Origin of the sequence: Natronococcus sp. JC468 (assembly GCF_012163165.1) — an archaeon.
In the GTDB taxonomy this organism is placed as follows: Archaea; Halobacteriota; Halobacteria; order Halobacteriales; family Natrialbaceae; genus Natronococcus; species Natronococcus jeotgali.
The window spans coordinates 1-17,556 of the sequence record NZ_JAAVUO010000013.1 but is presented as its reverse complement, the minus strand read 5'-3'; the positions used below and the strand labels follow the sequence as shown (position 1 = coordinate 17,556).

General features: G+C 58.2%; 14 protein-coding genes and 2 pseudogenes. 11 read left to right on the top strand and 5 right to left on the bottom strand.

Annotation, left to right across the window (positions count from 1 at the left end):
• Positions 1-164 precede the first annotated feature (164 nt).
• Both GWG54_RS09740 and GWG54_RS09735 read left to right on the top strand, forming a co-directional pair.
• Complete coding sequence (locus GWG54_RS09740) at positions 165-1,172, top strand: LLM class flavin-dependent oxidoreductase (RefSeq protein WP_312854270.1); 1,008 nt, start codon at positions 165-167, stop codon at positions 1,170-1,172.
• 1 nt (position 1,173) lies between these two features.
• Entirely contained in the window at positions 1,174-2,286 is a 1,113-nt protein-coding gene (locus GWG54_RS09735) for a Gfo/Idh/MocA family protein (protein WP_167937581.1), read from the top strand.
• Between the two features lie 233 nt (positions 2,287-2,519).
• Here GWG54_RS09735 and GWG54_RS09730 read toward each other — a convergent pair whose 3' ends face one another.
• Positions 2,520-3,254, bottom strand: a complete 735-nt coding sequence (locus GWG54_RS09730; RefSeq protein ID WP_167937580.1) for a fumarylacetoacetate hydrolase family protein — start codon at positions 3,252-3,254, stop codon at positions 2,520-2,522.
• A 277-nt stretch (positions 3,255-3,531) separates the two neighbouring features.
• Between GWG54_RS09730 and GWG54_RS09725 the strand changes: the two genes are divergently transcribed.
• Together GWG54_RS09725 and GWG54_RS09720 are read left to right on the top strand one after the other, a co-directional pair.
• On the top strand, positions 3,532-4,974 hold the full coding sequence (locus GWG54_RS09725) for a hypothetical protein (RefSeq protein WP_167937579.1): 1,443 nt from the start codon (positions 3,532-3,534) through the stop codon (positions 4,972-4,974).
• A 199-nt stretch (positions 4,975-5,173) separates the two neighbouring features.
• Positions 5,174-5,935: an IclR family transcriptional regulator gene (locus GWG54_RS09720; RefSeq protein ID WP_167937578.1), complete on the top strand. Its 762-nt coding sequence runs from the start codon at positions 5,174-5,176 to the stop codon at positions 5,933-5,935.
• A 9-nt stretch (positions 5,936-5,944) separates the two neighbouring features.
• On the opposite strand, the gene GWG54_RS09715 is transcribed toward GWG54_RS09720, so the two are convergent.
• On the bottom strand, positions 5,945-6,643 hold the full coding sequence (locus tag GWG54_RS09715; RefSeq protein ID WP_167937577.1) for a PIG-L deacetylase family protein: 699 nt from the start codon (positions 6,641-6,643) through the stop codon (positions 5,945-5,947).
• Positions 6,644-6,936: 293 nt separating this feature from the next.
• Between GWG54_RS09715 and GWG54_RS21340 the strand changes: the two genes are divergently transcribed.
• Positions 6,937-7,230 (top strand): transposase, encoded by a 294-nt coding sequence (locus GWG54_RS21340; RefSeq protein WP_167937632.1) that lies wholly within the window; start codon positions 6,937-6,939, stop codon positions 7,228-7,230.
• 589 nt (positions 7,231-7,819) lie between these two features.
• Here GWG54_RS21340 and GWG54_RS09705 read toward each other — a convergent pair.
• Complete coding sequence (locus GWG54_RS09705; RefSeq protein ID WP_167937576.1) at positions 7,820-8,584, bottom strand: IclR family transcriptional regulator; 765 nt, start codon at positions 8,582-8,584, stop codon at positions 7,820-7,822.
• Positions 8,585-8,714: 130 nt separating this feature from the next.
• Positions 8,715-9,878 (bottom strand): acyl-CoA dehydrogenase family protein, encoded by a 1,164-nt coding sequence (locus GWG54_RS09700; RefSeq protein WP_167937575.1) that lies wholly within the window; start codon positions 9,876-9,878, stop codon positions 8,715-8,717.
• 180 nt (positions 9,879-10,058) lie between these two features.
• Between GWG54_RS09700 and GWG54_RS09695 the strand changes: the two genes are divergently transcribed.
• The 4 genes and pseudogenes from GWG54_RS09695 to GWG54_RS09685 all read left to right on the top strand — a co-directional run bounded on the left by GWG54_RS09695 (position 10,059) and on the right by GWG54_RS09685 (position 14,916).
• Positions 10,059-11,105, top strand: coding sequence for a TAXI family TRAP transporter solute-binding subunit (locus tag GWG54_RS09695; protein WP_167937574.1), 1,047 nt, complete (start codon positions 10,059-10,061; stop codon positions 11,103-11,105).
• An 11-nt stretch (positions 11,106-11,116) separates the two neighbouring features.
• Positions 11,117-13,267 carry a TRAP transporter fused permease subunit gene (locus GWG54_RS09690; protein WP_167937573.1) on the top strand — a complete coding sequence of 717 codons (2,151 nt, stop codon included), beginning with the start codon at positions 11,117-11,119 and terminating at the stop codon, positions 13,265-13,267.
• A gap of 111 nt (positions 13,268-13,378) precedes the next feature.
• A pseudogene (locus tag GWG54_RS21295) lies at positions 13,379-13,599 on the top strand (long-chain fatty acid--CoA ligase); the annotation flags it as partial.
• A gap of 177 nt (positions 13,600-13,776) precedes the next feature.
• Positions 13,777-14,916, top strand: coding sequence for an acyl-CoA dehydrogenase family protein (locus tag GWG54_RS09685; protein ID WP_167937572.1), 1,140 nt, complete (start codon positions 13,777-13,779; stop codon positions 14,914-14,916).
• A 196-nt stretch (positions 14,917-15,112) separates the two neighbouring features.
• On the opposite strand, the gene GWG54_RS09680 is transcribed toward GWG54_RS09685, so the two are convergent.
• Positions 15,113-16,249: a thiolase family protein gene (locus GWG54_RS09680; protein WP_167937571.1), complete on the bottom strand. Its 1,137-nt coding sequence runs from the start codon at positions 16,247-16,249 to the stop codon at positions 15,113-15,115.
• An 89-nt stretch (positions 16,250-16,338) separates the two neighbouring features.
• Between GWG54_RS09680 and GWG54_RS09675 the strand changes: the two are divergent.
• Positions 16,339-17,139, top strand: a pseudogene (locus tag GWG54_RS09675) (3-hydroxyacyl-CoA dehydrogenase family protein).
• A gap of 83 nt (positions 17,140-17,222) precedes the next feature.
• Positions 17,223-17,501 (top strand): hypothetical protein, encoded by a 279-nt coding sequence (locus GWG54_RS21335; protein WP_394352922.1) that lies wholly within the window; start codon positions 17,223-17,225, stop codon positions 17,499-17,501.
• The last annotated feature ends 55 nt before the right edge of the window (positions 17,502-17,556 follow it).

Sequence of the window (17,556 nt, the reverse complement as noted above, 5' to 3'; positions counted from 1 at the left end):
CCGTCGATTCGTGAGGATTGGGAAGTGGTCACAGCCACCAGAAGTTACATTAGGAACTAGTCCGTCAACGCAGACGAACGAATGCCTGCTAGCAGCCTTGTACGCGTAGAGATGCCAGCGTCTGTCTCCCGTACCGACGGCGGAATCCGCGGCACCGTGTCCGAGTGGTCCGAGAACGGGGTGACGAGGTCGTGAAGTTCGGTGTCTTTCTGAACCAGTACTACACGCCTGACGGCGACTTCGAGGCCTCCGACCTGTACGAACAGGCCGAACTGATCGAGGACGTCGGCTTCGACGGCGTCTCGCTCGGCGAACGACACGTCCACGACGAGGGCGTCGTCGAGCCGATCACGGGGCTCTCCGCGATCGCGGCGCGAACCGAAACGCTCGATCTCTCGACGATGGCGATGCTGCCGATGCTGTACAATCCGCTCCATCTCGCGGAGTACGTCGCGATGATCGACCGGCTCTCGGGCGGCCGCATGCACTTCGGCGCCGCGGTCGGCTACCGCGAGCGCGAGATCGAGCCCTTCGGCGTCGACATGGAGGAGCGGTCGAAGGCGCTGATCGAGTCGCTGCACGTGCTCAAGCGGTTGTGGAGCGAAGAGCACGTCTCTCACGACGGCGAGCAGTGGTCGTTCGACGACGTGTTCGTCAGTCCCCGTCCGGAGGGCGAACTGCCGGTCTGGATCGGCGGCCACGCCGACATCGCGATCAAGCGCGCGGCCTACCGCGGCGACGCCTGGATCGCCAGCGCGTCCTCGACGACCGCCGACCTCGAGGAGCAGATCGACGTCTACGAGTCCTCGCTCGAGGAGTTCGACATGAATCGCGAGGACAACCAAGTCGTACTCATGCGCGATTGCTTCGTCGCCGACTCCGTCGAGGAGGCCCGGGAGACCATCGAACCCTACCTGCTGAAGCTCTACGAGATGTACGCCCGCTGGGGCCAGACCTACATGGACGAACACGAAGTCGAGGTCGACTACGAGGAACTCGAAGAAAAGTTTGTCATCGGCTCGCCCGACGACTGCATCGAACAGCTGCGCGAGTACGAGGCCCTCGGCGTCGACCAAGTGTACGTCCGCTGCCAGTTCCCCGGCCAGCCCCAGGACACGACCCTCGAGACGCTCGAGCGCTTCGGCGAGAAAGTTATTCCAACCTTCAAGTAAGATGGCTAGATCCGACACTCCTGCCTCCGGCGTCGATATCAGCGACGAAACGGACGCGTCGACCGTCGGCTACGTCGGCCTCGATCACCACCACGCGGAACCGTACCTGCAAACGCTCGAAACGCTGCCGGCGACGGTGGCCTGCGCCTGCGAGCCGAACGACGCGTTCGACGTCGACGCCGTGGCGAGCCTTGGCGACGTGCCCGTCTACGGCGACCTTGAGACGATGCTCGACGAGGTCACCGTAGACGCGGTGGTCCTAACGCTCCCGAACCGGGACACGCCGGCGGCGATCGAACGCGCGCTCGAGCGCAATGTTGACGTCTACACGGAGAAGCCGGCAGCCCGCACTGCCGCGGAACTCGAGCCGCTGTTCGAGGCCGAGGCGCGTGCGGACGCGACCGTCTGCGTGTCCTACCCCTGGCAGGGCCACCCAATCGCCGCGCAGCTGAAGTCCCACCTGGAGGATGGGTTCTTCGGCGACTTGCGGAGCTTCGAGGCGCGGTTTGTCGCCTCGCAGCTCGCGTACCGCAACACCGACCATTTCATCTTCGACGCGGACGCGAGCCGCGGCGGCATCCTCCAGTGGCTCGGCATCCACTGGATCCAGCTGCTCTCGTGGCTGCTCGAGTCTCCGGTCAGTCGGGTGAACGCCAGCACCACCGCCGGGTTCGACGGCGTCGACGTCGAGGACGGTGCGACGCTCCAGCTCGAGACGACCGACGGCGCGCTCGGAACCGTCCACTGCGGCTACTACCTGCGCGAGGGAATCTACGACACCCAGCTCAACCTCTACGGGAACGGCGGCCGGAGCAGTTGGGATCCGATGGGGCGCACCTTCGGCTTCGACGGCGAGACCGAACTCGAACTCGAGTCGACGGACGACGATTGGTCCGCGACGCCCCACCGGACGATCACGCACGACTACGAGTCCGAGGCCGGCTACGGCGGCGCGTGGGGACGAGAGTTCATCGAGGGGTTCTTCGAGGCCCGCGAGACGGGAGCGGAGCCGCCCGTGACGCTCGAGAACGCCCTGACCGTACTCCGGATCCTCGACGCGGCCTACGAGTCGGCCGCGACGGATCAGTGGGTCGCGGTCGAAATAAGACAGTAAGTAGTACGCGTTCGTATTGTGCATAAAGAGTGAAAAACATCAAAAAGTAACCAAAGACGGAAACGAATCTGCAAACGTAATTCGGAAACACGGCCGAGGAACCAGTTATCAACTGACCACTGAGGAACTCGACGACGTCGATAACAGACTCTGCGTACCGATTCGTCCGGCTCGAACGCAGTACTCAGACCGAATACAAAAACGGTATTACCGACTATTAGTACGATTCGTTCTTAGCGTTCGACGACATGGTTCTCGAGTGTACCGACGCCCTCGAACTCGACCTCGACGACGTCGCCCTCGCTGAGCGGTCCCGGCCCAAACGGCGTGCCGCTCGCGATAACATCCCCGGGCTCGAGCGTGATGAGTTCGCTCACCTCGGCGACGAGTTCGGGGACGGAGAAGATCATCATTTCGCGGGTCGTCTCCTGTTTCACCTCCCCGTTGAGCCGGAGTTCGAGGCGGGCATCGTCGGTTACCTCGTCGGGCGTCGCCAGCACCGGACCCATCGGGAGCGAGGCGTCGAACGCCTTGCCGCGGACCCAATTGCGCTCCTCGGCCTGGTCGTCACGATTGGAGACGTCGTTGACGCAGGTGAACCCACGGACGACATCCATCGCCTTGTCCTCGTCGACCCCGCGGCACTGCTCATCGATGACGATGCCGAACTCTGCCTCGAACTCAACCTCGTCCCGACCGGGCGGGAGTTCGATCGCGTCGCTGTGGCCGACGATGCAGTTGGGCGTCTTCAGGAACAGTTCGGGCCGGTCCGGAAGGTCCTCGAAGCCGGATTCCTCGCGGTGATCCATGTAGCCGCCAGCCTGGCAGACGATCTTCGTCGGCTCGCTGGGCGGGAGGATCGCCACCTCCGCGGGGTCGTAGCGTCGGTTGCCGGTCTCGATACCGCTGTCGGTCCACGTCCCGGTCCGAGTGAGGCCGGACGGGTCGCTAAATCGGACTGTGCGCATCCTTGTTCAAGTATTGATCTACTGGAATAATGATCTTTCGTTCGTAACAACGAATTGATCGAGTCAGTTTTAACTAATCAATGATAGGATCGACGGATAACTATCCCGGCTGATGGGTGACGTCACTCGTTTTCTTCTTTAGGTCGTTGTCCGCATATCGACAGCCCATGTGGTACCAGATGCATGGCTTGGTTTGTGGATAATCGCATAACGACGGCAGATCGGAGTGAGTATGTCTTCCACAGAAATTAAGAGTAATCAATGAATATGATAGCATATGCCCATCAGTGTTGATTCTCTTGATCAGTACGTACTGGACATGGAGCTACGAATGCCGTTTCACTTCGGAAACACGACCCTCACGGAGCTGCCACACCTATTCGTCCGGATCGAGGGCGGCGATGAACTGGCCGGACAAGAGGGCATCGCGGCTGAAGGACTGTCTCCCCTATGGTTCCTCAAGGAGCCAGGTGTTACCTTTTCGGACGGACTCGATCAAATGCTTGAGGTAATCGACGAGGCGACCGCTCGCGCTAAAGAAATCAAGGCAGACACTGTCTTCGACTTTTGGATGTCGCTCTACGAACAACAACGGAAATGGGCTGCGACAACCAATCATCCACCGTTGCTTTGGTCGTTTGGCGTAAGCCTCATTGAGCGCGCGGTGATCGACGCGTTCTGTCGGAAGCGTAGGACGACGTTCCATCGAGCCGTACATGAGAACACGCTCGGGATCGATCTCGGTGAGATCTACCCACCGCTGACAAATACCGTTCCCGCGGACTACCTTCCAACCGAACCTCAGCGAGAAATGGCAATTCGTCACACGGTTGGTTTTACCGATCCGGTCACTACCGATGACCTTGATGCGGAAAGCCGGCTTCAGGACGGTCTTCCCCAAACGCTCGCCCAGTACGTTGAGCGACAGGGTGTATCATTCTTCAAAATCAAACTTAGTGGCGATGTCGAGCGCGACTCGGAGAGATTGGTACGATTGGCTGACGTTTTCAGTGATCTAGATAGATATGCTGTGACCCTCGACGCGAACGAGCAATATGGCGACGCAGACTCGTTCAGGGCGGACTGGAAGCAGTTGACAGATACACCGGGGACCGGCCCGCTGCTCGAGCACTTATACTATGTCGAGCAGCCGCTCGCTCGGGGCAACGCTCTCACCGATGCTACCCAAGAGACATTCACTGACTGGGACAATCGACCGTCGATGATCATCGATGAGTCGGATAGTGAACTTCAGAGCCTCGCACGGGCACTCGAGTGTGGCTACGTCGGTACTAGTCACAAAAATTGTAAGGGTGTGTTCAAGGGTATCGCGAACGCATGCCTGATCGAACACCACCGTCACGAGAAACAGAACAAGGAGTACGTCATCAGCGGGGAAGATCTCTCGACGGTCGGGCCGGTGTCACTACTACAGGATCTCGCCGTAATGGCGACGATAGGAAAAAAACATGTCGAGCGAAACGGCCATCACTACTTCCGCGGCATGGCGATGCTTCCCAATGGACTCCAGGATGACCTCCTCGACGCTCACAGCGATCTATACCAAAAACACGAGCGCGGCTTCCCTACACTCGACATCGAAGAGGGTCGGATTTCGCTTAACACAGTCGACGATTCCCCATTCGGGTACACTCCCGACCTCGATCTCGAGCAGTTTATTCCGAGAAGCGATTGGACGTTCGCACCGAAAACCGAGTAACGCTAAAATTCGGTTCTGTTTACTCCTCCAAAACACGGATCAGCTAGTAGTGCGCGACGAACTTTCATCTCACGGCAGAAACTGGGCTTCGTGCGTACAAAATATACCACACGGGATTAATCATGGATAGCATTGTCAAGAGTTTGTTTAACGCACCCAAACATTTAATCTGGTGTATCTTCTCTTACTGAGATAACCGATGAACTCGGCAAAACACCCCATACAAGCGGTTCAACGCACGCTCGATATCGTCGACGTGCTCAAAGAGCAGCAAGAGGCACGCGTGACCGATATCGCCGACGAACTCGATCTTTCGAAGGGAGCGATCCATTGTCACCTAGCGACGCTTGAGCAGAATGGATACGTGGTCAAAAACGGTCAACGGTACGCTCTTGGACTCCAGTTCCTCGACCTCGCCCATTACGCGAAAAGCCGTGTGGATATCTATGATATCGTACAGGCCGAAGTCGACACTCTCGCGGCCGAATCGGGCGAGATGGCGTTGTTCACTGTCGAAGAACACGGTGAAGGTATCTGCCTTTATAAGTCTAGGGGGGAAGATGCCGTACAGACGGAACTGTATGTCGGCTACCGGAATGGACTCTACCACACCGCCGTTGGGAAAGCACTGCTAGCGTTTATGCCGGAGGAACGACGTGAAGAGATCATTCAAGAGACTGAGTTCGAGGAAATTACGCCAAACACAATCACAGATCCAGATGAACTCCGTGAACAACTAGCCGAGATCCGCGAGAGCGGCATCGGGTATAATCACGAAGAGACGATTCAGGGACTTGTCGGCATCGGAGCGCCAATCCGTGATCAAGACGGAACACTTTACGGTGCCATCTCGCTCATTGGACCAGTAAGTCGGATGGAAGATGAACGGCTCACAGAAGAGTTGCCGAAACTGATTCGCCGTGCAGTCAACATTATTGAGGTGAACATTACCTCGTTGTAGCTCAACCGGTTACTCAAGATACTCGACTGACGTCGTGTGAAGCGAAGTAAAGCCTTCTGCGAATGGGACACCGGCCTCCTGACCGAGTGTGCGTGCTCTGGCACGCACGTTCGCGATGAAGTCGTCAAATTCGCTATCGATACCGCCGTGATCGTTCAGCCACTTGATCTGTGACTTGTGGCGTTCAACAGCACGCATCTTTCGATCGATCTGCTCAGAGATATCCACGTATGTCTCCGGCTCAAACGATGAGGTGGGCTTCCCGAAATAGTAGACGTTCGATGGGTCGCACGGTGCCGATACCGTTTCGACGAGTGGCAGCGACACCATATAGTAGGCATCCGTGACTAGTTTCGACGTAACGCGGTGATCTGGATGCATATCGTCCTGGAAATGAGTCAACACGAGCTTCGGATCGTGCTTACGAATCGTCTCAACGATTTCTAACCGATTCTCCATCGAGTACGTCACCCGGCCATCCTGGAAGTCAAGGAACTCAACCGAGGCGCCGAGTTCCTTGCCCGAACGGCGTGCCTCTTCTTCCCGAACAGCAGCAATTTCTGCTTCATTGTTGTCCGCTGTGCCGAGCTCGCCGCGAGTCATGTGAATAATGGTAACGTCGTCACCACGGTCGACATGTTTGGCAAGCGTTCCGCCACAGAAGATATCGGCGTCATCCGGATGTGCAACTATCACTATGATAGACATGAGAGAAAGAATCCACCGTGCTACTAAAATACTTTCGGCTTTATCTGTGATTACAAAGGTGTTTAATGAGATAAAACATCGCTGTTGGCCATTGTGGGTAGTGTGATGTTGATATCATCACGTCCATCACCTTACAACAGTACCGATGTAAAATATTTGGAGATGTTGCTACATTGATGATTAGTTTAATCTAATATCTTTATCCATGTCGTTCCTGCCGATGAGTTCGAGGACACCGGTGATAATGTTCTCTCCAATTTAGTAGCGGGCCCGACGATAGAGACGGCAACTTCCTGGAAGTCGGTGACAGCTTCTTCTGCTGGACAGAAGAGAACCTCACACGGAAGCACGGGATTCGGCTGTTAGAGGCATTGACCGACAAGTTCGGCGAGGCGCTAGTGGTGTTCCTAGAGCGAGTTACTGCTACACGAGGGATCTCTGGGAGCATGCGAGAGGTAAGCGTGAGACTGAAACTGTCTCCGACAGTTTCGGTCTCGTACGTACGTGGAAAGGATCTCGAGATCTGGTACTTTCCGTCAAAATTCCCCGAATTGAACGCCATCGAAGGGTTCTGGGATCAGCTGTAAGAGTGGTTCAAGTATCGGCTCGTTCCCGATCTCTCAGTGCTGAAAGACTACATTCCACGAGGACTGAGCGCGATCACCGAGCCAGACATCTGGCCGTATCTTACTGGTAAGACTCGTCCTAATCACTATCAGCGTGATTGTCGAAAACGGTGATTCGATTCGAAGAGTACGCGACCGACGAATACACGATCTCCTTACGTTAATGTGGACGTGTGCGCTCCCAAGAAGTTCCCTCTCATAACCGATGTCTGATGCGTGATCCACCACTATCACTTACATCAGTACTTCCGTAAAGCTAGTTCCTGACCGTCGTGCGATTCAGCTGTATTGTGGCCTATTTTCTTGATGTTACGTCGAACGAACCGTATTAACGGTTTCACTGCTGTTGTTCGATAGCTTCCGCGTACCGCCCGACTCGGCCGTTCTCCCGAGCGATGACATCGACCCGAGAATTGATGTGGAAAAACCCGCTCGTCAGATCTGGATTCCACACACCGAAACGACGGATATGTTCGGTCGACACTCGAGGGCTGGATGACTGCTATTGACGTCTTCCATATTTGATCTATTCCGCACTGCGGATGATCAGTTACCCGTACGCCAAGGTGATCTTGATCTCACCGGCTTTGTCCCACAGTTTTTTTGCGAAGTCTTCGTGGATATACTCGTCCCTGAACCGGCTCGTCGGGCCGAACAGCGCCAGCGCACCCAACAGCTCTTCATCGGGTGTATAGATAGGGACAGCAATACCACAGAGACCGTCCATGTACTCTTCCTCATTGATTGCGTAGCCGCACTCTCGGATTCGTTCGAGCTCAGCAAACAGCGCATCGGAATCCGTAATCGTGTTTTCAGTGTGTTTCTCGAGTCCCTTCTCGTCGATGAAACGCTCGACGCGTTCATCGTCCCACTCGGCGAGAATCGTCTTCCCAGCCGCTAGTGAGTGTAGCGGACGGCGGCTACCGATCATCGTATCTTGAAGGCTCCCATACCGGTGAAGGTAGACTCCCTCGAACTCTTCCTCAACGAGAAACACGGCACGCTCGTCGGTCTCTTGGCCCAGTTCGAACACTTTCCGTTTCGCGGCAGTGTATCCCATCTTCCGATTTCTGGTCTGCTCGCTAATCTCAAGCAGTCGTAGCCCGACAGAGTACTCGGCATCGCGTTCGATCACGTACCCCATATCGGTCAATGTCTGTAAGTGACGGTAGACGGTACTCTTAGAGAGGTCAGTTCGTTGTGAGAGCTCAGTAATAGAGTTCCCCTCTTCTGCTTTGAGCGCCTCAAGAATCTCGAAACTTTTGCGGGTCGTTTCGACCCCCGACTTAGATTCGGCGTTGCGGTCTGTATTCATATCTGAGGCATTCTCAAGCACGCTAATCAATATTCCGAAGAGCGGAACGGGATATACGAGAAGCGAAATAAGATCCATGAAGGTCGGCCGAGATCTCTGTCGTTTCGCTATGTGCAACAGCGTCGTCGGACTACTGGTAGGCCTGAAGCCCGGTGAGGTCCTCACCGAGGATCAGCGTGTGAACATCGTGAGTCCCTTCGTAGGTGTAAACGGTTTCCATGTTGGCCATATGGCGCATCGGAGAATAGTCCGTGGTGATCCCGTTGCCCCCGAGCATTTCACGGGCGATCTGCGCCTGATTGCGGGCCATCCGAACGTTGTTTCGTTTGGCCATCGACACGTGTTGAGGGCGCAAGTCATCCCGTTCCTTGAGTTCAGCGAGCCGATAGGCCAGTAGCTGGGCGAGTGTGATCTGCGTCGCCATCTCCGCGAGTTTCTCCTGCTGAAGCTGAAAGCGACCGATCGGACCGCCGAACTGCTCGCGGTCGGTCGCGTAGGATCGAGCCTCCTCGAAGCAGTCTCGTGCCGCTCCGACAGCGCCCCAGGCAATCCCGTACCGAGCCTGTGTGAGGCAGGACAGCGGCCCTTTCATACCCGAGACTCCTGGAAGAACGTTCTCCTCGGGTACATAGACGTCGTTGAGTCCGATCTCACCCGTAACGGACGCGCGCAGGGAGAGCTTCTCAGTGATCTTGTTCGTCGAGACGCCGTCGCGGTCGGTCTCGACCAAGAAGCCGCGAACAGGATCGTCTTCGCTCGAGTAGTCGCGTGCCCAAACGACCGCAACGTCTGCAATGGGCGAGTTGGTGATCCACGTTTTCGCCCCATTGAGGACATAACCGGCGTCGTCGGCCTCGGCATGGGTATCCATCGCCGACGGATTCGATCCGTGCTCGGGTTCCGTGAGCCCGAAGCAACCGATCGTTTCACCCCGTCCCATCGCCGGGAGCCACTTCTCTTTTTGGGCCTCGCTGCCGTAGGCGTGGATCGGATACATCACCAGTGCGCCCTGAACGGAGGCCATCGAGCGTAGTCCCGAATCGCCCGCCTCCAGCTCTTGCATCAGAAGTCCGTACGCAGTTTCCGAGACGTTCGGCAAACCGTAACCCTCGAGATTCGGCGCATAGAATCCGAGTTCGCCCATCTTTGGGATGAGATCCGTTGGAAACGTACCGGCCTCGAAGTGCTCGCCGATGTCGGGCTTGATGTGTTCTTCCACGAACTCGCGGGCCGTATTCCGAATGAGTTGCTCCTCTTGGCCCAGATCCGCCTCGAGCTGAACGAAATCGAGCATATCGGGTAGTACAGAACTACGGGTATAGCTATTTTGGTCCACGGGGCGGCTTCGTTCTTTACTGTCGTTTCGACTGACAACCTGAGTCATCGCGAATCCGTCGTTTGAGATGGGGTATGTCCCGGTGTGATTTTCTTCGAATCGAAACAGTTATTGTGCCATACCATGAGTGGAATCACCATGGGAATGCTCAGCAGCACGCATAGTACGAGCCGTCGATCGTTCCTTGCTGCCGCCGGCGTCGGGGCAACTACAGCAGTAGGCGGCTGTCTCGATTCGCTCAGCGCGGGTCTGGGGAGCAGCGACGGCTCGCAACTCGTCATCGTGACGGCCGAATCGGAGACGGGAACGTACGCAGCGAGCCAGGGAATCGGGGCCGTCGTCGACGAACACGCGGACACGATCAGCGTTGAGGCTCAGCCCAGCGAGGGAACCGAGGACAACCTCGGCCGTCTCGGTCGCGGTGAGGCAGATATCGCGATGATCCAGCACCGGTCCGCGCGGATGATCCAGAACGAAGAGGAGCCGTACGATGACCTCGAGTACGAACCGCAACAGCTCGTCCACTACAACGACCTGCCTTGGCTGTTCGTTACGAACCACGACTGGACTTCGATCGACGACATCGAACCCGGTAGCACGATTTCGCCAACACCTGGCGAGTCGGGAACATCGAGGACGCTCACCGACGCACTCGACTACGCTATCGACGGCTACGAACAGATCAGCATCAGCTACGGCGAGCAGGCGGGTGCACTTGAGGAGGGCCAACTCGACGTTGGCGTCGTGACGATTTCGAACTTCGACTTCGAGGCTTCTTGGGTCCAGGAGATGAAACAGACGCTGGACCTTAACGTCCTCGAGTGGCCCGACAACGCGCTTGCTGAAATCGAAGGCGACGACGGTATTCCGATCGAATCGATCGACATGACACAGGACGGACTTGAGGGCTACGCGCACGCACCAGACGAAGCGATGACGATCAACATTCCCTACAATTTCGTCGTTCGCGGCGATCTTGATAGCGACTACGCCAGTGCGTTCCTCGAGACGATGTACGAGCAACGCGACGAGATGGCTGACGATCACGCCTACCTCGGCTACTACACCGATGACGAGTGGTGGACGACGAGGATGTACGACGATATGCCGTTCCACCCCGCGGCAGCGGACTTCTACGAGGACCTCGGTGTCTGGCGTGACGAGTTCGTTCGGGGAGACGAGTAGTCCGTTCTCCCATGAGTCGAAACACCTCTTTCACGGCACGAATCGGCACTCGGCTCCCCTCGCGCAGTGACGCCACCGTGGCGAACGTGCTGTCGAGCTTGGTGACGGTCTTTGCCGTTTCGCTTACGCTGCTGACCGTCTACTACGCCTACGCGCTCCCGTTCTCCGAGCCGACCCAGTACGCGAACATCTTCCTCGGTATCGGCATGGCCCTCTACTACCTCTTGCAGGCTTCGGAAGCCCTCGGTGAAGATCCGTTCATTGACAGCCGGCTGAACACGTACGTCGCGGACGGATCGCCGCTCCGATCGATCAGCAGTCACGTTGTTCCGTCGGTCGCCGTCTTCCTCGCGGGAGCGTCGCTGCTTGCAACCGGCTACGTTCACCTCAACTTTGGACGTCTTCAGGCCGCCTACACCGTCGGCTACACGACCGCCGACATCCTGATCGGTCTGCTCATTATCCTCCTCGTGACCGACGCGACCCGCCGAGCGTTCGGTTACATGTTTACGTCCGTTGTGATTTCCTCTCTCGTCTACGCATTTGTCGGACCGCTTCTCCCCGGGTTCTTCAACCACAGCGGAATGAGCCTCGAACGCATCGCTCGTGAGGGCGCAATCGGCCTTCAGGGTACGTACGGGTTTATCCTCGAGATCGGCTCTACCTGGGTCGCTATCTTCATCATGTTTGCGGGAATCGCGAAAGCCTACGGTGCACTCGATTACGTCCTCGAGGTCGGTCGTGAGGCGGGCAAGAGTCTCCGTACGGGGGTCGTCCAGGTTGCCGTTGTGGCCAGCATGATCATGGGGTCGATCACCGGTAGCGCCGCCGCGAATACCGCGACAACCGGTAGTTTCACTATTCCTATGATCAAGGATCAGGGCATTCGCGACGATTTTGCGGCCTCAATAGAGGCCGTCGCCTCGGCCGGTGGACAGATGCTTCCTCCGGTGATGGGTGTCGCCGCCTTCCTCATGGCGGACATCCTCGGTATCGAGTACCTCACGGTCGTCCAAGCAGGCGTCATTCCAGCGGCGCTGTTCTACCTCAGTGTTGGTGTTGCGGTCTACCTCATTGTGCTCAAGTTTGGCTGGATCACGGACGAACTCGAACCGTTCGATCGCAGCGTCCTCCTCGACGGCCTCCACTTTCTGGTTCCGCTCGGCACGTTACTCTACACGCTCGTCGTTCTCCGTTACACGCCACTCGGCGCGGGACTGTACTCAATCGGAGCTCTCGTCGGTGTGATGTATATTCGGCGGATCGCGCTCTGGATGCGCGACGGTACCCCGCACACAGCGTTCGACGCCGGATCGTCGAGACGCGACGGAGTTCCGGGAACCGTCCTTGGTGTTGTCTGGTTGATCGGCTCCGGCGCTCGTGCCGCCCTCGAGACGACGCGACGGACGCTCGACGGGTTCCGACAGGGTGCCATTGAGATGGCGCCGCTCGTCGGTATCCTGGGCTCGCTCGGACTGATTCTTCAGATGATTCAGGGAACGGGCCTCTCGGGGAAGATCAGCCAGCAAATAGTATCGCTTGCTGGCGGCGTCCTCGTCTTGCTCCTGATTATGGCGATGCTCGCAAGTATCCTCTTCGGGCTCGGTATGCCGACACCGGCGGCGTACATTCTCGTTGCGATGCTGATCGTCCCCAGCATCACGGCGATGGGTGTCGCAGACATCACGGCCCATATGTTCGTCTTCTACTTCGCGATGCTGTCTGCGATCACGCCGCCAGTAGCCGTCTCCGTTGCGATCGGTTCGAGCATCGCTGGTGCGAGCTTCACGAAATCCTGCCTCCAATCGATACGGATCGGCGCGCCCGGTTTCGTCATCCCCTTCGCGTTCGTCGCCAACAATAGTCTGATCTACTGGTCGGTTCCCGACACCTTGATCGCGTTCCCCGTCGCCCTGGCGGGTACCCTCGGACTCGTCGTCGCGACGATCGGCTTCGACGGGGCCCGTGAGCTCTCATACCTCGCTCGAGGGTTATACGCTGTCGCCGCGTTCGCGGCACTGTTCGGATCCGTCGTTACTGTCTGGCTTCAGATCGCATCGGGTACGGCTGTCGTGTTGGCGCTCCTCTATGCGCGGACGGCACTTACCTACGAACCAATCCGGGACGAATCCGACCGTGATCTCGAGACGGCGACGGACTAGCATCTGGATGCGCTGACCGCTTCGCTCGAGGCCTCAGCGTAGTGTCGCCGAGTGTGACTGTGTCGGTGTTTTTCTGAACGCTCCGCAATTAATAGTGGGCGGGACCAAATGCACGTCTACCTGTGCGAGGTCGAGGAATTTCTATTCGAACACCGAGGCGTTGCCGACGCTGTTATCGTCGCGGCGAGACGGTGAAAACCTTCGTTGTACCAACACCCGATCCGGCGGCGACACCCGAACGGATCCGGGGCTACTGCCTGAAGCACCTCGTAGCGTACAAACGCTCTTACGAGGTCGAATTCGTCGATGAACATCCACGAATGACGAAATGAACGGTGCGGAAGTCTGAACTCCCCGACGATAAGGTAAATTCGCTCCGATCGCAGTCGAATCCTGAGTAGAATTACGGCTAACATATCGCCTCCACAACGTTACCAAGGATTATCGGTCTCGACACCCTCACTTGCAGCGTTCGAAGCTATTTTGTGAGTTGATACCGACCATCAGACATGGCTTTCATGCTGTCAGCCGAGCAGGAAGCGATTCGAGAGGCCGTTCGGGAGTTCGGTGAAAACGAGATCGAACCCGTCGCCGAGGAACACGATCGAGAGGGAGAGTACCCCGAAGCGATCCGCAAGGAAGCGGCGAAGTACGACTTCGTCGCCCCCGGGATTCCACTCGAGTACGACGGAGCGGGGATGGACAAGATTTCGTCGACGATCGTCACCGAGGAATTGTGGCGCGCCGACCCCGGAATCGGTTCAGCCGTTGGCTCCGCTGGTTTCGGGTCGAACATGATCATCAAGTTCGGTGACGAGTGGATGAGAGAGAAATGGCTCCCAAAGATTGCCAACGGCGAGACCGCCTCCTGTTCGATGATTTCCGAGCCCGCACACGGCTCGAACGTCGCCGGTATCGAAACGATCGCCGAGGAGGACGGCGATGGCTACGTCCTCAACGGCAACAAGATGTGGATCACCAACGGCACCGTCGCCGATGTCGGCGTTCTAATGGCGAAGACGAGTCCCAGCGACGGTCACCGTGGCATCACCGCTTTCCTCGTCGAGATGGACGCTGATGGCATCCAAACCGAGAAGATCAACAACAAGCTCGGTATTCGAGCCTCCGATCTCGCGGAGGTCGTCGTCGACGACGTTCGTGTTCCCAAAGAGAACGTTATCGGTGAAGTCGACGAGGGATTTTACCAGTTGATGGAGTTCTTCGCCTCCGGGCGCACCAGCGTCGCCGCCCAGGCCGTCGGCGCCGCCCAGGGTGCGCTAGATTCGGCCCTCGAGTACGCGACTGAGCGTGAGCAGTTCGACCAGCCGATCTCGGACTTCCAGGCGATTCAACACAAACTTGCGGAGATGGCGACAAACGTCGAGGCCGCCCGGTCGCTGACCTACCGTGCTGCGACTCAGGTCGAACAGGGGAACCAGGAGATCGCCGCCCGGTTCTCGAGCATGGCGAAGTTGTTCGCCTCTGAGCACGCCGTTGACGTCGCCGACGAGGCGATTCAGGTTCACGGCGGGTCGGGTTACGTCACCGACTATCCCGCCGAGCGATATTACCGAGACGCTCGAATCACGAAGATCTACGAAGGAACCAGCGAGATCCAGAAAAACATTATCGCCGACCAACTGCTGTAACCACGAATCGGCGACGGTTCGCGGTTCGGCACGTTCCCACAGACCGTAGCCAAAATCTCTCAAAATCAGCACGATACAGCGGGTCTTCTGGGGTGCGCGCCACGCGGATCGTACTGTTCGAAGCCATCACCTACTACGGATACACAGGACGGTTTTCGAGACAAAATCGAACTTGGGAGTCGCGGCTCTTGCTTAGTTACAGCACTCGGAACTCGGTCGCGATCCCCTGGCCGTACCCGACGCACATCGTCGTGAGGCCGAGACCGCCGCCACGTCGCCGAAGTTCGTGAACCAGTGTTACCGGCAGACGCGCTCCGGAGGCGCCAAGCGGGTGACCGATAGCGATTGCGCCACCGTTGACGTTGAAGATGTCGTCGCTGAAGCCGAGTTCGTCCTGACAGTACAGCGTCTGGCTTGCGAACGCTTCGTTGAGTTCGACCAGATCGTAGTCGTCGGCCGATCGACCGTTTTGCTCCCAGAGATCTCGGACTGCCGGTACCGGTCCGATCCCCATAACGCGAGGGTCGACACCGGCAACAGCGTGATTTTCGACCTCAGCCAGGATCTCGACCCCATGGTTCTCAGCGACTGCCCGCGAGGTGAGCAGGAGGGCTGCGGCACCGTCGGATACCTGTGAGGCGTTTGCAGCCGTGACAGTGCCGCCCTCTTCGAATGCGGGCTCCAGGTCGGCAATCTGTTCTGCAGTCGTGCCGGGGCGCAGCCCCTCGTCAGTGTCGACCAGTTCCGATCCAGTCTCAATGGGGACGATCTCGTCGTCGAACCGGCCTACCTCAGTTGCCTCAAAGGCACGCTGCTGACTCCTAGCACCGTAGGCGTCCTGACGCTCGCGCGAGACGTCGTACTTGCGAGCAACAGTCTCGGCGGTCTGACCCATCTGCAGATTCGCAACGTCGTACTGCTCGGCGATACAATCGTAGGCATCGACTCCCTTCCGCCGTTCCGTACGGGACATGTTCTCGACGCCGCCGGCGACAATAATCTCGCGTTGGCCCGCGCGAATCGCGTCGCTCGCGCTTGCAACCGCCTCAGCCGAGGAGGCACAGAGCCGGTCGATTGTCGTTCCCGGTACCGACTCGCCGAGGTCGGAACAGAGCGCGATCACGCGGGCGACGTTGTTGCTCTGTTCGTCTACCTGTTTCGCACAACCCCAGCGGACGTCGTCAACGTCGGCGCCGTCGAACCCGGTTCGTTCGAGCAATTCGTTGACGAGCGGCACAGACAGCTGCTCGCTGCTGACGTCGCTGAAGACGCCGTCGTACTTGCCCTGTGGCGTTCGCACCGCTCCGACGACTACCGGTTGCCGATCGGTCATGGGAGTAGATCCCACTCGAGGGTCAAAGGCGCTCCGCTCTCGGCACGTGAACGGGAGCGCTTTTGACTATCTATCGGAAGTGGTAACGCATGTACGTCGCAGTTCTCGGAGCGGGGAGTATGGGTCACAAAATCGCACAGGTGTCCGCGATGGCGGGCCACGGCGTCGTCCTTCGCGACACCGAGCGCGAGTTCGTCGAAGACGGCCTCGAGGGAATCCACGAGAACCTCCAGGGCGAGGTCGACCGGGACAAGGTCACCGAGGCGAAGATGGAGCAGACCCTCGAACGGATCGAGGAGACGACCGACCTCACCGAGGCCGTCACGGACGCCGACCTGGTAGTCGAGGCGATTCCGAGGACATGGACCTGAAGAAGGACGTCTTCGCCGACGTCGAGGCGGCGGACGAGGGGACGATCATCGCCTCGAACACCTCCTCGCTGTCGGTGACTGAGATGGCCAGCGCGCTCGAGCATCCCGATCGCGCCGTCGGCCTCCACTTCTTCAACCCGCCACACCCGGTGTGGACTTGGTCGTGATCGTGATCGCCGAGCAGACCAACGACCGGACCGAGAAGTTCGCCGTCGACTACGTCCGCGAGATCGGCAAGGAGGACGTCGTCAGCGCCGAAGACATCGACGAGGCGATGAACTCGGCTACGGGTATCCGATGGGACCGATCGAACTCGGCGATCACGTCGGGCTCGACGTCCGCCTGCATATCGCCGAGCACCTCCGCAAGGAGTTAGGTGAGCGGTTCAAACCGCCACAGGCGCTGCGCCGGAAGGTCCGAGCCGGCAAGCTCGGAAAGAAGTCCGACGAGGGCTTCTACGTCTGGGAGGATAGGGAGCGCGTCAGCACGAGCAGCGATCGGGGAGAGGGCGGTGACTGAACTCGCCGACGAGTACGACCTGCTATCCGTCGAAATCGGCAAGCGGGCCGACCGGGTCACGACGGTCGCGATCGAGCGTCCCAATGCCCGCAACGCGCTCAACGGCCAGGTTCCGCACGGAACTGAAAGACGCCGTTCGCGCGGCCGACACGGACGACGACATCTGCGTGCTCGTGCTCACCGGCGGCGAGGGGTCGGGCGCGTTCGTCGCCGGCGCGAAGGCCAGCATCATAGAGCAGTGCGACGGTCGCCTCATTTCGATCCTGAAGGTATCTTACCAGTCCCTCGTGGAGGGCCTGTCTATAGTGATCGTTAGAATTTTCTTCCCACAAATTGTTGTTGTTTGGGCACTGTCTAGTTGAGCCAGTTTGAGAAACGAGCAGGTCGTTGAGTGAATTGGTTAGGATGCTCGCAGAC

Coding starts and splice junctions, on each gene's coding strand:
- GWG54_RS09720 (WP_167937578.1), top strand. CDS start 5,174: ATGAACTCGGCAAAACACCCCATACAAGCGGTTCAACGCACGCTCGAT.
- GWG54_RS09730 (WP_167937580.1), bottom strand. CDS start 3,254: ATGCGCACAGTCCGATTTAGCGACCCGTCCGGCCTCACTCGGACCGGG.
- GWG54_RS09735 (WP_167937581.1), top strand. CDS start 1,174: ATGGCTAGATCCGACACTCCTGCCTCCGGCGTCGATATCAGCGACGAA.
- GWG54_RS09725 (WP_167937579.1), top strand. CDS start 3,532: ATGCCCATCAGTGTTGATTCTCTTGATCAGTACGTACTGGACATGGAG.
- GWG54_RS09705 (WP_167937576.1), bottom strand. CDS start 8,584: ATGAATACAGACCGCAACGCCGAATCTAAGTCGGGGGTCGAAACGACC.
- GWG54_RS09680 (WP_167937571.1), bottom strand. CDS start 16,249: ATGACCGATCGGCAACCGGTAGTCGTCGGAGCGGTGCGAACGCCACAG.
- GWG54_RS09700 (WP_167937575.1), bottom strand. CDS start 9,878: ATGCTCGATTTCGTTCAGCTCGAGGCGGATCTGGGCCAAGAGGAGCAA.
- GWG54_RS09715 (WP_167937577.1), bottom strand. CDS start 6,643: ATGTCTATCATAGTGATAGTTGCACATCCGGATGACGCCGATATCTTC.
- GWG54_RS21335 (WP_394352922.1), top strand. CDS start 17,223: ATGCCCGCAACGCGCTCAACGGCCAGGTTCCGCACGGAACTGAAAGAC.
- GWG54_RS09685 (WP_167937572.1), top strand. CDS start 13,777: ATGGCTTTCATGCTGTCAGCCGAGCAGGAAGCGATTCGAGAGGCCGTT.
- GWG54_RS09695 (WP_167937574.1), top strand. CDS start 10,059: ATGGGAATGCTCAGCAGCACGCATAGTACGAGCCGTCGATCGTTCCTT.
- GWG54_RS09690 (WP_167937573.1), top strand. CDS start 11,117: ATGAGTCGAAACACCTCTTTCACGGCACGAATCGGCACTCGGCTCCCC.